The sequence below is a fragment of the Marinobacter sp. 3-2 genome (genome assembly GCF_003751355.1).
Taxonomy (GTDB): Bacteria; Pseudomonadota; Gammaproteobacteria; order Pseudomonadales; family Oleiphilaceae; genus Marinobacter; species Marinobacter adhaerens.
Genome location: NZ_RJUQ01000018.1, coordinates 180,007 through 194,700 on the forward strand (window position 1 = coordinate 180,007; position 14,694 = coordinate 194,700).

The 14,694-nt window shown below is 53.4% G+C and carries 14 protein-coding genes; 5 read left to right on the plus strand and 9 right to left on the minus strand.

Going from position 1 to position 14,694, the window contains the following annotated elements:
* The first annotated feature begins 181 nt into the window (after positions 1–181).
* Positions 182–1,057 carry a MaoC family dehydratase gene (locus EDB94_RS18710; protein WP_108019113.1) on the plus strand — a complete coding sequence of 292 codons (876 nt, stop codon included), beginning with the start codon at positions 182–184 and terminating at the stop codon, positions 1,055–1,057.
* Here the strand turns inward: EDB94_RS18710 and EDB94_RS18715 are convergent.
* The 3 genes from EDB94_RS18715 to EDB94_RS18725 are packed head-to-tail and all read right to left on the minus strand — an operon-like array spanning position 1,054 to position 5,751.
* A complete protein-coding gene (locus EDB94_RS18715; protein ID WP_108019112.1) occupies positions 1,054–2,631 on the minus strand; it encodes a response regulator in 1,578 nt (525 codons plus the stop codon). The two genes, EDB94_RS18710 and EDB94_RS18715, sit on opposite strands and share 4 nt — an antisense overlap.
* 45 nt (positions 2,632–2,676) lie before the next feature.
* Positions 2,677–3,303: a response regulator FixJ gene (gene fixJ / locus EDB94_RS18720; RefSeq protein ID WP_008170525.1), complete on the minus strand. Its 627-nt coding sequence runs from the start codon at positions 3,301–3,303 to the stop codon at positions 2,677–2,679.
* 39 nt (positions 3,304–3,342) lie between these two features.
* Entirely contained in the window at positions 3,343–5,751 is a 2,409-nt protein-coding gene (locus EDB94_RS18725; protein ID WP_092031537.1) for an ATP-binding protein, read from the minus strand.
* A 217-nt stretch (positions 5,752–5,968) separates the two neighbouring features.
* Here EDB94_RS18725 and EDB94_RS18730 point away from each other — a divergent pair, with 217 nt between their 5' ends.
* On the plus strand, positions 5,969–6,346 hold the full coding sequence (locus tag EDB94_RS18730) for a PilZ domain-containing protein (RefSeq protein WP_108019111.1): 378 nt from the start codon (positions 5,969–5,971) through the stop codon (positions 6,344–6,346).
* Positions 6,347–6,361: 15 nt separating this feature from the next.
* Here the strand turns inward: EDB94_RS18730 and EDB94_RS18735 are convergent, their stop codons facing one another.
* Positions 6,362–6,832, minus strand: coding sequence for a flavodoxin family protein (locus EDB94_RS18735; RefSeq protein ID WP_014576525.1), 471 nt, complete (start codon positions 6,830–6,832; stop codon positions 6,362–6,364).
* A gap of 51 nt (positions 6,833–6,883) precedes the next feature.
* Between EDB94_RS18735 and EDB94_RS18740 the strand changes: the two genes are divergently transcribed.
* A complete protein-coding gene (locus tag EDB94_RS18740) occupies positions 6,884–7,333 on the plus strand; it encodes a hypothetical protein (RefSeq protein ID WP_108019110.1) in 450 nt (149 codons plus the stop codon).
* Here the strand turns inward: EDB94_RS18740 and recA are convergent.
* The 5 genes from recA to EDB94_RS18765 all read right to left on the minus strand — a co-directional run bounded on the left by recA (position 7,330) and on the right by EDB94_RS18765 (position 12,770).
* Complete coding sequence (gene recA / locus EDB94_RS18745; RefSeq protein WP_008170534.1) at positions 7,330–8,376, minus strand: recombinase RecA; 1,047 nt, start codon at positions 8,374–8,376, stop codon at positions 7,330–7,332. The genes EDB94_RS18740 and recA overlap by 4 nt on opposite strands.
* Before the next feature lie 164 nt (positions 8,377–8,540).
* Positions 8,541–9,041: a nicotinamide-nucleotide amidase gene (gene pncC, locus EDB94_RS18750; protein ID WP_008170536.1), complete on the minus strand. Its 501-nt coding sequence runs from the start codon at positions 9,039–9,041 to the stop codon at positions 8,541–8,543.
* A gap of 580 nt (positions 9,042–9,621) precedes the next feature.
* Positions 9,622–11,280, minus strand: a complete 1,659-nt coding sequence (locus EDB94_RS18755) for a S8 family serine peptidase (RefSeq protein WP_108019109.1) — start codon at positions 11,278–11,280, stop codon at positions 9,622–9,624.
* Between the two features lie 9 nt (positions 11,281–11,289).
* Positions 11,290–12,150: a hypothetical protein gene (locus EDB94_RS18760; RefSeq protein ID WP_108019108.1), complete on the minus strand. Its 861-nt coding sequence runs from the start codon at positions 12,148–12,150 to the stop codon at positions 11,290–11,292.
* A gap of 74 nt (positions 12,151–12,224) precedes the next feature.
* On the minus strand, positions 12,225–12,770 hold the full coding sequence (locus EDB94_RS18765; protein ID WP_146162221.1) for an outer membrane protein assembly factor BamE: 546 nt from the start codon (positions 12,768–12,770) through the stop codon (positions 12,225–12,227).
* Positions 12,771–13,003: 233 nt separating this feature from the next.
* Here EDB94_RS18765 and EDB94_RS18770 point away from each other — a divergent pair, with 233 nt between their 5' ends.
* Together EDB94_RS18770 and EDB94_RS18775 are read left to right on the plus strand one after the other, a co-directional pair.
* Positions 13,004–13,360 carry a hypothetical protein gene (locus EDB94_RS18770; protein ID WP_108019106.1) on the plus strand — a complete coding sequence of 119 codons (357 nt, stop codon included), beginning with the start codon at positions 13,004–13,006 and terminating at the stop codon, positions 13,358–13,360.
* Between the two features lie 295 nt (positions 13,361–13,655).
* Complete coding sequence (locus EDB94_RS18775; protein WP_108019105.1) at positions 13,656–14,441, plus strand: hypothetical protein; 786 nt, start codon at positions 13,656–13,658, stop codon at positions 14,439–14,441.
* Positions 14,442–14,694 lie beyond the last annotated feature (253 nt).

Below are 14,694 nucleotides of genomic sequence, written 5' to 3' on the forward strand. Positions count from 1 at the left end.
GGTTTGTCAGATCCAGAGGGCCCAGAAAAGGCACCCTGTTAGACAATCGTCTTATATTAGAGCATATCAGGCCACGAACGCCGAGTTGTACCAAAATGTAAAAAAAAGCATATCCTCTGCTACTACGCTTTTACTCAGGCAGCGCCGGCATTTCCGGTCGAGGCTATAAAGGAGAATATCCATGCCAGAGACCCTCGTTTACCACACGACACCACCAGCTTTATTGCCCATGTATGGCAGAACACTGCTGCCGAAACAAAAGCAAACCGGCGGTGACGTCAGCATCCCGGAGTTGTCTGCCAGCCTGCTTGGCGTCAGTACTGCCGGCAAGAACCTCAAGCGCTACCAGCAGGTCTGTGGCTTCGCGGCAGGTAGTCATCTGCCCGTTACCTGGCCCCATGTGCTGGCTTTTCCACTGCACCTGAAACTGCTCACCGAGAAGGCCTTTCCCCTGCCGCTGCTGGGCCTGGTGCACCTGCGAAACACCATTACCCAGCACCGGCCGATCGGCACCGGGGAGAACCTGGATTTATCTGTACGACTGGGGAATACCGTAAAAAGTGACCGGGGCGTGGAGTTTGATCTCATCACCGAGGCTCGCTCGGCTGGCAAACTGGTCTGGGAAGAAGCGAGCACGACGTTGTTCCGACAACCGGATGGCGAGAGCAAGTCGTCCGGCAAAAAAACACCGCCAGAGCTGGAACGTTATCCAAACACCGAAAATTTCAAGGCGCCCGAATCGATTGGCCGGCAATACGCCCGGGTATCCGGCGACAGCAACCCGATCCACATGCATGCCCTGAGCGCCAAAGCGTTCGGCTTTCCACGGGCAATCGCCCACGGTATGTGGACCAAAGCCCACGCACTGGCGCTACTGGAACAACAGGAAGGCTGGCAAGCCAGTGCCCTCAGCATCAGCTGCCAGTTCAAGAAACCGCTGTTTCTGCCTGGTACAGCCCAGCTGAACTGGAAAACCGGAGAAACGGGGTGGGACTACCAGGTGCTGAATGCCAAAGGCGATGCGCCCCATCTGACCGGGCGCGTCGACTGGTTTTAGGCAGGCTTGCCATCCGGTGCGCAGGGGGAACCCTGGGCGCCGGCAACGGGCAACGTGAAATAGAAACAGGCACCACCGCCTTCCGGCCGCTCGAAACCGATGTCGCCACCCTGCGCCTGTATGAGGGAACGGCAGGTTGAAAGACCGATCCCCATCCCTTCATCCTTGGTCGTGAAGAACGGCAGGAACAGTTTCTCTTCGGCATCTTCCGAGAGGCCGATGCCATGATCCCGCACCTGGATTCGAACACAGGTGCCACCCTGCACACTGGCACTCACCTCTACCGGCGCGCTGGAATCAATACTGCTGGTCGCTTCCAGAGCGTTGCGAATCAGGTTCAGGGCGACCTGCTGTACCTGAACCGGATCGGCCAGAACCTCAGGCATGTCCTCAGGCACGGACAGCTCAATGGCGCCCTTGTTATTACGCATATCCACCTCGGCAAACTGCCGGGTATCTTCCAGCAACGCGGGCACTGACAGTACTTCCTTGCCCGTCGCCGGTTTTTTCATGAATCGACGAATGCGTCGGATGATTTCACTGGCGCGGTGGGACTGTGCCTCGATCTTGTCGAGGGTCTCCTGGAGCAGCCCCATATCAGGGCTTTCCTTTGCCATCATCCGCTTGGCGACCCGGGCATAATTGGTGATGGCGGTCAGCGGCTGGTTCACCTCATGGGCAACGCCGGCGGCCATTTCACCCATGGTGGTCAGGCGCGAGGTATGGGCAAGCTGATCGCGCTGTTCCTGAACCAGTTGCCGGGCATCCTCCAGCGCCTTTTCATTGTCCAGTTCGGCGGTGATATCCCGGAATACAACAACGGCACCGTGGAGCTCGTCAGAGTCCAGTTTCGGGGTTGAGCGGTACTCCGCCGGAAAGCCGGTTCCGTCGGCCCTTAGCATTCGGATATCCCGCTGGTTCTCGGCCACACCCTGCTGACAGGTCGCCTTCACCGGCAGTCCGTCCAGATTGTCACCGGCAGTCGCGAAGTGGGTTTCGAAGAAATCACGACCAATCAGCTCTTCCACCGGGCAGCCAACAATTGATGCCGCCGCCGGATTGGCAAATTCAATAATGCCGTTCTCATCGAGGCCGTAGATGCCTTCGCTGATGGAGTTCAGAATCCGGGCCTGGTCACTTTGCAGCTCCCGGTTGCGGGCCTGCAACTCTCTTTCAAGACGAATAACGCTGGCGTGAGTTTTCACGCGAGCGATCACTTCCTGGGACTGGAACGGCTTGGAGATGTAGTCGGCACCGCCGAGTGAAAAGCCCTTCACCTTTGCTTGCAGGTCGTCCAGCGCAGACAGAAAGACGACGGCACAGTCGGCCGTCTGCGGGGCGGCCTTGAGGCGCTCGCAGACTTCATAGCCGTCCATCTCCGGCATCATGATATCGAGGAGAATCACTTCGGGCTGATGGCGGTGGGCAAGGTCGAGGGCCTTTTCGCCCTCGTTGGCAATGAGTAGCCGGTAACCTTTATCCTTCAGGGTCTCATAGAGGACTTTGAGGTTCTGCGGATTGTCATCCACAAGCAGAACCGTCACCTCCGAGTTCTCGCTGACAGCTTCAGTCATAAATGTCGGGCCGGTTAGAAAAGTAACCGTATGATGCCGCCGGGATCACCCTGCGTCGATAAGGTCCTTTACGGACAGGACCATACGAACGAGATGTGCCAGGGAATGGGTTCCCATCTTGTGCATAACGCGGGAACGGTGGATCTCGACCGTGCGCTGGCTGATTTCCAACTCAATGGCAATCACCTTGTTGGCCTGACCGGCAATCATACGGTCCATGATCTCGTGTTCCCGGGGGGTCAGGCTCTTGATGCGGCGAATGATCTCCTGCTTCTCGTCCAGAGACTTGCGCTGCTCAAGGTCCTGTTTGAGGGCTGCCTCAATTTTCTCCAGCAGTGCCTCCTCACGGTAGGGCTTCTGGATGAAGTCCACAGCGCCCTCTTTCATGGCGTCGACGGCCATGGGGACGTCACCGTGACCCGTCACAAAGATAATCGGCAATATGGAGTGTTTTTCATTGAGCTTTTTCTGGAGCTCCATACCGTCCATGCCCGGCATGCGAATATCCAGCACAATGCAGCCTGCCATCTTGTCGGAATAGTCCTTCAGGAAAGCGGTTGCACTCTCATAGGTCTTTACCGGCTTGCCGTCGGATTTCAGCAGCAGCTCCAGGGAATCGCGGACTGCTTCATCGTCCTCAACAACGTACACGGTTTGCTGGATATCAGTCATGGGTGTGTTCTCTCCTGTCCGTTTTCTTATGATCGCCGGTCAGTGAATTGACGGGTCTTTATGGTCGTCACGGGCATGTTCCTGGCGCTCGTGTTCCCGCATTTTTTCTAGCCGTTGCTGGATAATGCCAAAAACGCTCTGCTTCGGGTACCTGCCTTTGTCATCGGCCTTGCCCGCAGGCTTTCCAAGCAGCAGCGTGATGGCCTCTTCAACACGGGCGACCGCGTAAACCGCAAACTGCCCCCCGCGCACTGCCTGCACCACTTCGCTGTCAAGCATCAGGTTCTGCACATTGGTGGATGGCACAATGACACCCTGGCTGCCTGAAAGCCCACCCTTGAGCTGGCAGGTGGTAAAAAAGCCTTCCACTTTTTCGTTGACACCGCCAATGGGCTGAACCTCACCAAACTGGTTGACCGACCCCGTAATCGCAAGATCCTGCCGAACCGGTATACCGGAAAGGGACGAAATCAGCGCGCACAGCTCTGCCAGAGAAGCACTGTCTCCGTCCACTTCACCGTAGTTCTGCTCGAAGGTCAGACTGGCCGACAGGTGCATCGGATCGTTGACCGCAAAATGGGAGGCTAGCCAGGAGCTCAGGATCATCACGCCCTTGGAGTGCAGATTGCCACCAAGCTTTACATCTCGCTCAATATCCATGACCGCGCCATCTCCATAATAGCAGGTAGCGGTGACACGGTTGGAAAGACCGAACTCAAATCCACCCGTGGACAGCACCGAGAGTGCATTAACCTGGCCAACACACGTGCCACTTGTAGTTACGAGCGTTGTGCCATCACGGATGGAATCATAGAACTGATCCCGTATCCGGCTGCTGCGGTATTTCGCGCTTTCCAGCGCTCGCTCAACGTGCAGGTCCTGGATCAGCTTGGCACCGGCCTGACGGGCCCAGAAATCGGATTCCCGCAGCAGGTTGGCAATATCGGCTGCATGCAGGGACAGTCGATCCTGATGCTCGGCCATACGGGCACTGTGTTCAATCACCCGGGCAACCGCCTTGTTCGAACAGTGCAGTAGCTTCTTCTCGCTCACCAGGCTGGCGATGAACTTGGCATATAACAGCTGACTGTCATCGGAACGGTACATTTCGTTCTCGAAATCCGCGGTGACTCGAAACAGCTCGGCGAATTCGGAATCGTATTCCTGCAGCAACATCCAGGTTTCACGGTCGCCGAACAGAACAATCTTGACGTCCAGGGGCACCGATTCCGGTTCAATTGAGATGGTTCCGGACAGCGTCAGTTCCCGTTCCAGTGAATTTATCTGTATGGACTTCGAACGCAGCGCACGCTTGAGGCCATCCCATACGAACGGTTGCTCCAGAACCTTGATGGCGTCCATCAACAGATAGCCGCCGTTGGCCCTGTGCAGGCTGCCCGGGCGAATCAGGGAGAAATCCGTGAACACGGTGCCCTTGTAGGTGACGTTCTCAACGTAACCGAACAGGTTGTGGTAGGTGGGGTTGTCCTCCACAACCATCGGCACTTCGTTGGTTTTCTGATGCACCAGAACATTGACGAGGTAACGGCGGGGCATCTTCTTGTCGAGGGACGCATACGCAATCGCTGCCTGCTCCTCGTTGTCATCGAGGAAAATCTCCAGATTTTCAACCAGGTCCGCCCGAACCGCTTCAAAGAAGGCGACCACGTCCGGCAGATCCTTGTATTTCTCGATCAGCTCATCAATCTGATGGCCTGAGATACTCTCGAGGGTCTCCTGGTTCAGGGCTTGCTGTTTATCAGCGTATTCCTGCTCCCAGTCCGCCAGTTTGCGAAGCGCCTGCCGGAGCTTTTTCTCAAGCTTGTTGATGGCATCTTCGAACTTGTCGCGCTGCTCATCGGTCAGAGCCTGGAAAGATTCCGCAGTGTGGGGTTCGTCGCCATTCATGGCCACCAACCGATAACCGCCCGGGGTTGTCACAGTGAGGCTGACTTTTTTGCGCTTGGCCTGGGCCGCCACCTTCTCCAGCTCGTCTTCCTGCTTTTTGCCGTATTCGTTTTTCAACTGTTCCGAGCGCTCAAGAAAGCTGTCGCTGTCAAAGGTCTGGGGAATAACCTTGACCAGGCGACTCATCAGCTTTTCCATATCCTGTTTGAGCTGGGTACCCTTCCCGGCCGGGAGCTGCAACAGCTTCGGAATGCGCGGCTCCTCGAAGTTGGCCACGTAGCACCAGTCATGGCTCTGCTGATCCGTATCCACATGATGCTCGAGGTAACGCAGCATCATGGTGCGCTTACCCAGGCCATTACGGCCAACGGCATAGACGTTGTAACCGCCATGGGGCATTGCCAGAGCAAAACGCACAGCCTCCTGGGCACGGTTCTGGCCAACGATTTCAGCCAGGGGCTCCAGTTGCTTGGTGGTTTTGAACGGCAGATCTTTCAGAACACAGGCTTTGTAAAGCTGGTGCAGAGGCAGTGACTTCAAGGTTTGGTCCTGTAACGGTTAACACATTGGCCGGTCATTGTAGATTCTGCGGTCGGCTCTGTCGCGTTCAGCACGAAGATTTCTGGAGTCGCGCACAGTGCGCGGGATTTTGTTAGGCAGTTCACAATTCCGCCGCCGCTCATTTTTCAGCCAGCCTTTCCGGAACTACACTTCATGTCCCAACCATAAAAACAATGCACGCAACGGACGCCAGCGTATGACCAATGATTCCGCAGAGCGCAGAATCAAGGATCGTTACCCCGCCTCCTGCCTGAAGGTCCAGCTCCGGGAGCGTAGCTTCCTTGGTCGTGGCAAACAGCCCACGCCGGTTACCTGCCTGGACCTCAACCGGTACGGAATGGCAGTGCTATGCCCCCGACCAGTAGAGCCGGGCGCCCGTCTGTTCATGGATTTTGACGGCAAGTACATCAGCGAATCGCGGGTTTGTGCACGGGTGGTGGAATGCCAGCCCTTCCAGACCGGCTATCGCGTCAGTGTCCAGTTCAGCTATTGCCTGGACAAGAAGGGCTATTCACGAACTGTCGACAATGCCCTGTCGCGGATTGAAGGCTTCTACAACCGGTTTGCCAGCTGAGCCAGGCCTTCGGAATCAAACCAGCCCGGCGTCAAGGCTGGCCGCAACATACATCCCCAGCTCCCGACACTGATCTTCAAACTCTTCCCGGTATTCACCCCGGCAGATCAAAGGCTCCTGGACCAGCTTCCAGCGCAGCCCGGTGGTAATGCTTTCTATTGCCCGCTTGGTGCCCGTGCCGTCATGGCCGGCGCGAATGTAATAGGCAAAAGGCAGCCCCTGGGTTTTCTCGAGGCAGGGATAATAGCTGCGATCGAAGAAGTCTTTTAAAGCACCACTCATATACCCGAGATTCTCAGTGGTGCCCAGAATAATGGCGTCGCAGGCCAGAACGTCATCGGGACCGGCGTCCAGGGGCGCCAGCACCTTTACCTCTACGCTTTCGATGTCTTCATGGTGCGCCCCCTGCTCGGCCGCCTCCCGAAGCTTGAGAGTATTTGGGGAAGGTGCATGAGCGACTATCAATAATCTCTTTCTTGCTTCCATACAGACCCTGATTTGTAGCTGAAGAGCAAAGAATTTGGGCACCTGGAGAGTATGGATTCATTCTTAGGCCAGCTCAAACCGGAGGAAGACGCAGCAAGCACAGATGCTCATTATTTGAGCAGCACAGAGGCAAAAATAGTCGATCTGTTACTAGGACTTTTAAACGATCTGAACCGATACCTTGCAAAGACTTCTGCTTACCATGGATTACAAGGTGAACCGCGAAAGGAGGAGAAGTCGATGCGTTATCTCAACGGAAAAAAACTAAAGGCACTCTATCGTCGACTAAGATACAGGAGCTGGATCAAAAGCCAGTTGCAGCAGGCAGGCGGGGCAGATTACCTGGAGCGGCTAGAGGTCGATATTGGCGCTGAACCGGGTCACTTTCGGCGGGAGTTGGAAGAAAAGTTAATACCTGAAAAGAAAAGCGAAGGTAGCAAGGGCGCGACAGGCCTTAATTTTCGCCTACCGCCCCTATCGTCTTCGCCTGGTAACGTTTAGAGCAGCTCGCCGTTGGCTTCTGCGGGCTCTTCTTTTGCGTCTTTCTTGGGTTCAGGCTTGGGCATCAACTTGTCCCGAACCTTGGCTTCGATCTCGTTGGCAATGTCCATGTTTTCTTCCAGGAACTTGCAGGCGTTGGCCTTGCCCTGACCGATCTTGTCGCCATTGTAGGCGTACCAGGCTCCGGACTTGTCGACAAAGCCTTCCTTGACGCCCATATCCAGCACTTCCGCCATGTGGTAAATGCCCTTACCGTACATAATCTGGAACTCGGCCTGCTTGAACGGCGGCGATACTTTGTTCTTGACTACTTTCACGCGGGTCTCGTTACCGACCACTTCGTCACCATCTTTCACGGCACCAATGCGGCGGATATCAAGGCGAACGGAGGAGTAGAATTTCAGCGCGTTACCACCGGTGGTGGTTTCGGGCGAGCCAAACATAACCCCGATTTTCATACGGATCTGGTTGATGAAAATCATCAGGCAGTTAGCGTGTTTGACATTACCGGTCAGCTTGCGAAGCGCCTGGGACATCAGTCGCGCCTGCAGACCCACGTGGCTGTCGCCCATTTCACCCTCGATTTCCGCTTTCGGGGTCAGGGCCGCCACGGAGTCCACGATGATTACGTCTACCGCATTGGAACGAACCAGCATGTCGGCAATTTCCAGGGCCTGCTCACCGGTATCCGGCTGGGACACCAGAAGGTCGTCCACATTGACGCCCAGCTTTTCGGCGTAAACCGGATCGAGCGCGTGCTCGGCATCCACGAATGCGCAGGTTTTGCCGGCTTTTTGTGCTTCGGCAATTACCTGGAGGGTGAGCGTCGTCTTACCGGAACTTTCCGGACCGTAGATTTCGCAAATTCGACCATATGGAAGACCGCCAATACCCAGGGCAACGTCCAGGCCAAGGGAACCGGTGGAGACCGCAGGAATGGCTTCGCGGGGCTGATCGCCCATTTTCATCACGGCGCCCTTGCCGAACTGGCGCTCAATCTGCCCAAGTGCTGCGCTCAATGCTTTCTTGCGGTTGTCTTCCATCAGTGCAAACCCTCTGTCGCCTGGGCCGCCACCCTCAGGAAAAGGCTGGCAGCGAAATAGTGAATCGGGAATCTGTACAGCTCGAACAGCCCATTCCCTGTATATTTGAACAGTATTAAAACATAACCCGCAGAGGAGACCAACCCCTCCGGATGTGAAAGCCGTCAGACTTCGTCCACAAAATTGTTAACCCCTTGAAGGGCAAAGAGAACGGCCTGCCTGCGGACCTGATCACGATCACCCTCAAAGTGTTTTACCACGGCCACGGTGGAGGCCGGGCTGCTACCCCAGGCAAACCAGACGGTGCCCACAGGCTTGTCATCGCTGCCACCGCCGGGCCCGGCAACACCACTGATAGCCACGGCAACGTCAGCATCTGTCGCCACCAGGGCACCGGCAACCATTTCCCGCACCACCGGTTCGCTGACCGCACCGTGTTCATCCAGCGATTTCCGGGTTACGCCCAGAAGCCCCTGCTTGGCCTCATTGCTGTACGTGACCAGGCCACCCAGCACGTAGGCCGAAGAACCGGCACGATCGGTCAGTACCTTCGCAACCCAGCCGCCGGTGCAACTCTCCGCCGTCGCAACTGTACGGCCGGTTGTCAGCAGTCGTTCACCAAGGCGGTTGCCTGCCTCTTCCAATTCCTGATCGCTGGCCAGCATAATGACCTCCTTCGTTTCATCACGGCGGTTATTTTCTTACAATTCACGCCTTCATCCAAAGCAAGGCTACCGGACCCGTTCATGTCAGCAGCTCAGACCGATCTTTCCAAGCACACCCCAATGATGCGGTTATTATTTGCAAAGCAGCCCTAAAAGCCTTGTGGGACAGGCCTTTGAGCAACTCAGACAAAAATAGGCCAAACCTCAAAACACGGTAAAACACGGACAAACACGCACCCTTTTGCCCCAAAATTGCCCCAACTCTTCAATGATTCTTCCGACTGCTTTGGACAACAAATACCGTCGGTGAGAACTTCCGATTCCTTGATTACGAGTGTGGAACTCTGATGCTGGGATCTCAACAGGAAGAGAAAACCTGACTTCTTGATTGAAGGATGTGTCAGAAAGATAGGAGAGCTTGGATTGCGCAGGAATTGTAGAAAGCCAGAGACTCCAGTTGATCGTTAGCCGCATTGACTTCGTCAGCTGGGAACTCCCACTCGAAGTCTTGCGGTGCCCTTCAACCGCCACATAGTTAATGACGGTTGAAGGGATACAGCTTTGTTTAAAAAATATTGGGTTAAGAGCAATATACCCCAGTCATCGCTTTTGAAGCGTTGAGGTTCAAAGGAATCTCTGAATGGCAGGTTGAGTTGTCTGAATTGCAAACTGACAAGCCATAATCGTTCTGGCTTGGGTCGATTCCTTTCAGAAGCACTCTTGATCCCTGACTTTTTGAAACCTCAATCCCATTCGCAAGCGTGAAATCCTGAGCCTTAGGCACTTCAAAGACTTTAAAGAACTCTCCCTCACGAAGGCTCAAACCATCCAACTTTTGGGTGTCAACCTCATATAAATTACATACATCAAGACCTGCTGCAGCCTGCGTGTAGGCGTCGGTGTTTGTACGATTCTCATTGAGAAGGGCGTGACTCAGAGGCCGGGCAACATAGGTCTCTCCCGATACGGCCTTGGCCAGTTCGAGACTATCAATAATACCCTTATCGAGAATCTCAGCGGCAGCACCGGTAAGCTCATCGTTTTTGGTCCCGGTAAGAAGGCGAATAATTCGACGCTCATCCGCCTCAGGTTCTTCGGCCTTGATCAGTGCGGCATGTCCAGACACGATCGGGGCTGAGAAGGATGTACCAGAAACAAGGACATAGTCCTCAACATCGTTGGTTGAAAACACCCTGCTGCCCGTGGCGTAGATGTCGACAACCTCACCGAAGTTTGAAAACCCAGACTTCTGGCCATCAAACCTATTTGATCCAACTGACACCACGCCTTCACAGTTTGAAGGATAGGTATTGGAAGCATCAATGTTATCGTTGCCAGCAGCACCAACAATCAGTATGCGCTTGGATCGAGCAATGTTGATCGCATCCTGCATGTAGTCCGGGCACTGAGTTTGAGCACCAAGGGACAAGTTGATTACATCGACTGGCTCACTAAGAGTTGCCACGCCGTCAACAGGCTCGCCTGCCAGCCACAGGATGGAATCAGAGATATCGCTAGTAAATCCTGCGCCAGCGCAAGAGAGGGCGCGGGCTGCGACAATATCAGCATCAACAATGCCGGCCATGCCTTTGCCATTGTTCGTGGTTGCAGCAGTTATGTGTGCGCCATGGTTACCGTGACGATGCTCACAGGTCGGGTCCAGAACGTTTTCCCGAAACTCAGGGCCGCGCTCAAAAAGGACCAGGTTAGCACCTTCAGAGAAGGTTATGTCGCCAGTTTCCACGAAGCCGCCATCGACAAAGCCAATGCGCATACGCTGACTTCGGTCATAGACGGTCTGGGCCTGACTGATGTTCAGACGACCAGTAAAGCCTTGCTCTCTGTCCTGCCAAATCTCTTGGTCAAACAGCTTCGGGTCATTGTAGACCTGGCTATCCGTAGAGCTTCCACGGACAGTAGAAGGAGCCGGGATCTCTTTGACCGGCTTGATGTTATGAACCTTCTGAGCGATCTCAATATCACCTACGGTGGCATCGTTTTCCAAACGCTCAATGGCCTCATCCACTTCATCACTGGAAACAATAAGGCGCTTCCAACGATATTTCGGAGATTCATCCTGAGAGGTCCCTTCCTCGGCTCCGATAACCTTGTAGACGATGATGACCTTCTCGCTGATGGATTCCTCCGACAGGGATTTGATCGGTGCAGGCTCATTAGCAATGGCCAGACAGGGCGCGCTGAGAATCAGCGCAGCTGCCAGTGTTGTTTTCAGTGTCATAGCCACTCCTTAAAGACCTGTCAGGGGCGCGAGAATTTCGAATCCGGAAACGTAAGACACTTGGCCTGTTTCTGAATCGGTGGTCAGCATTGATTCATCGAAGTACCGGCTGAAACGAGCCTGCGACTCAACATACTCAAGTCCGGAATTCGGCAGAGTCGACATCACAGCACTCGATGTGGCGTCCAAATTACGAATCATTCCGTAGCCGTAGTCGTCGTGACTAGCCAGTTCAGAAACCGCAGTGTTGAGATAGCTTTGTAGAGCGCTCTCACCAATGGTTCCCGCCTGGTAGTCGTCATAAGCCTGAGAGAGCTGCTGAAAACTCGATTCGGCCGATTCGTATGTCGATTGGGCAGTTGCATCGAAGTCATCAATCAGTTCATCCCGCCGAGCCGGAGTCAGATCTTCACGCAGATAACCAAGGTCAACGAGATACTCATAAATCTTTTTGTCTTCCGACAGTGCCAGAATTTCCTCAGCATTTTGCTGAATAGCGAAAGCCTGCGATTCGAGCGCTTGAGCAGAGGTGTTGATGCCCATGATTTCGTAGCGCTGGATCAGCGTGTCTTTACCCTTGGACATGTACAGGTCATACACCCCAAGCACGGGCTTATCCAGATTGCTCGCTGTGATAGTGACCTCGGTCCCATCGAACGAGAGATTTAAGCTGTCAGACGGCTCAACCGGTTCGATCTTATTGATGGCGTTAGTAGCGGAAAAGCTGTCAGCGCTGTTCTCAGCAATGGATAGTTCCTTAGTATCGCTAAGACGAACTGTCTGCGGCTTATCCTCACCGCCTCCACCACCACAACCTGTGCTTAAAAGCGCTACTGCAATACATGGTACAAACGCTTTATTGAACGTCATTCAATATCCTTATTTTTTGATATTACTCTGCCCTGATACACCTGCTATCAGGAACCTGGGGGGAAATTGAGGGCTCAGTTGACGCCGTTAGCAGCATCAACAAGAGGATTACCAGTGGGGCTATTTCGAGAATTGGTTTTGTATGCCTTGATTAATTCGCCGTCGGCATCGAAGCGAACAATAGTTGTTTCGTTCGTATTTCCACCGAAATGACGGATTTCGGTATACGGGTAGGACCAGATTTCCTGGCCATTACTCTCATTGATTTCGGGAGGGAACCCCAGAATTTGTTCAACCTCAGCCGTTGTCATACCCGACCGCAAGCTTTCGAGATCTTGATCGGATACTTGCACCCCATTTGTGTACGGTTGGAACAGTCCACCTACTGCATTGCCAACGCCTTCCGCAACGGCGCCAATTCCATCTTTCACGCCTTCTGCGGCAGTCGAAAACCCGTTCTGGCTCCCGCCAGAAGTTGCGCAACCAGAGAGAGCAACGGAAGCCAAAACTACCGCGCACACAAACTTTCCATGATTCTTGTTCACTGAGAGATCCTTTTGTTCGTTTCCAGAAAATAATCCAGCCAACTGGCGGCCGCGATTCGAATAGGAAACTACCACTTCTCCCCCTAACTAGCTGCACAACGCTTGCCCAATTAGATCAAAAAAACGCCATTTAACAACCTTTTACAAGCCAATTAATTATTACGGGGCTAACTACCTTTGGATTCAAAAGCAGACGCTTGCGCGGCTACATAGACAAAAATTCGAAAGATCGTTCTTGAGCGAACTGGCAACCATGCCTACACTCTTTTGGTCATTTGGTGGACTGCAAAAGAAAGAGGGATCTTCGCATGAAAGGACTGATCTGCACCGCAGGGTTACTCCTGCTTCTACTAAGCTCAACCGCAAGCGCAATCTGTACCAGCTCTGGCTCCTTCAAAACCTGCACCGACAACCAAGGTAATAGCTACACCGTCCAAAAGTTCGGCAACCAAACCTACATGACGGGGAACAACGGCCGCACGGGATCAAGCTGGTCGTCGAACTCGACAACGATCGGTAATACCACCTTTCAACAAGGCCGCTCTGCCGATGGCGGTTCCTGGAACCAGACAATTCAAAACATTGGAAATACCCAGTACCGGACTGGCACAGACAGCGACGGCAATAGCTTCAGCACCACCTGCAACCAGTTTGGGTGTAACTAAGCGCGTCGTGCCGTTATTTGCAGTGTTTAGGCATAAGAACTTATCTGGGATAGCGACTAGCCTCTGACAACTCAAACAAGGGTTTGGGAGACAAGCAGGGCTCTATCGACCTAAAAGCCAACCAAAAGTTTTGATGATGCCCACGTGGAATGAAGTTGGTGAGCGCAACGGGAAGGTAGCGTGGGCTCCCTTTTGACTGGCCCTGAGGGTGAGAGCTTGTAGCCATTCCACTGTTCTATTGCCCCTTTCAGAGTGAAGGATCGTTGCGTAACAAACATCACATCAAGGAGAGAAAATGAGAAGGGTGATGAGAAATTGCGGCCTTGCAGCAAGCCTGTTTTTTTTGTCCACAGGTGTAGGCCACAGCGCACCTAATCCTCCGCTATGCATAGATTCCATATGTATTGAAGATGAGGTTTCCAAGATAAAAGACTTGGATTGGATGCCTTTAAAGCCAACTGAGGCAAGCCAGACCCAGTGGGACGAGGCCCTGGCATTCTGGCAGACTATCTTTCCGAACGCACAAAGCTCGAATCTTGAAAAGCTCCGACAAAATCTAGTCAAACATCGGTTTGATCGTAACTTCATTGAATTTCTGGAAAAGCGCCCGACAATTTGTCGCTTTGAGACTTTCAAAGGTTGGATTGAGGATGAAGACCAGCTGTATTCCGTAAGTGTCGCCCCAGACACTGACTACCAATGGAGAGTAGTACGAATTTCCAAATTTTATCGGAATATACCGAACTCGGATCAAGTTTCAGCCTACGTAAAGGCAGTGAAAACCAAGTACACGCAATGGGAAAAGGATGATCACTGGGGTGATGGAGAGGCCCCTGTCAACTGGGAGAAAAACCCGATTTCCCATGAATACGACTTTCATTTTTCCTTGAGACATCTGGTTATCTATGGATCGACACCGGAACACGCTGAAAGTGGTTGGGCTCGGTCATTTGATCACTTCATCAAGCATAGAGAACAGCTTTCCGGTAAAGGCGCGACTCCCATGGAAGTTTTCGATTCTGACAAATACGATAATCTGTACAAATACTCTGAGCCCTGCACACCCGAGGTAAATTTATAGATTTGGATACATCATAGTGACCATCGGGCATATCTCAGCGCGGGTAAGTCCAGTACAGTAATCAACAGGGTCGCATTAATGCTCAAAAATAAGGATACCTACCTTCAAGAGTGCCGCGAATTTTGTGAGACTCGTAAATTTGTCGCTGAGCGCTGGGAGTGTAGTGGCATAGTAAATCTGGCCACCTGATTTTGAGTGTATGATCACTCACATAATGAATCAGGTGAAGACGATGGCGAAAACTAGAAACTTC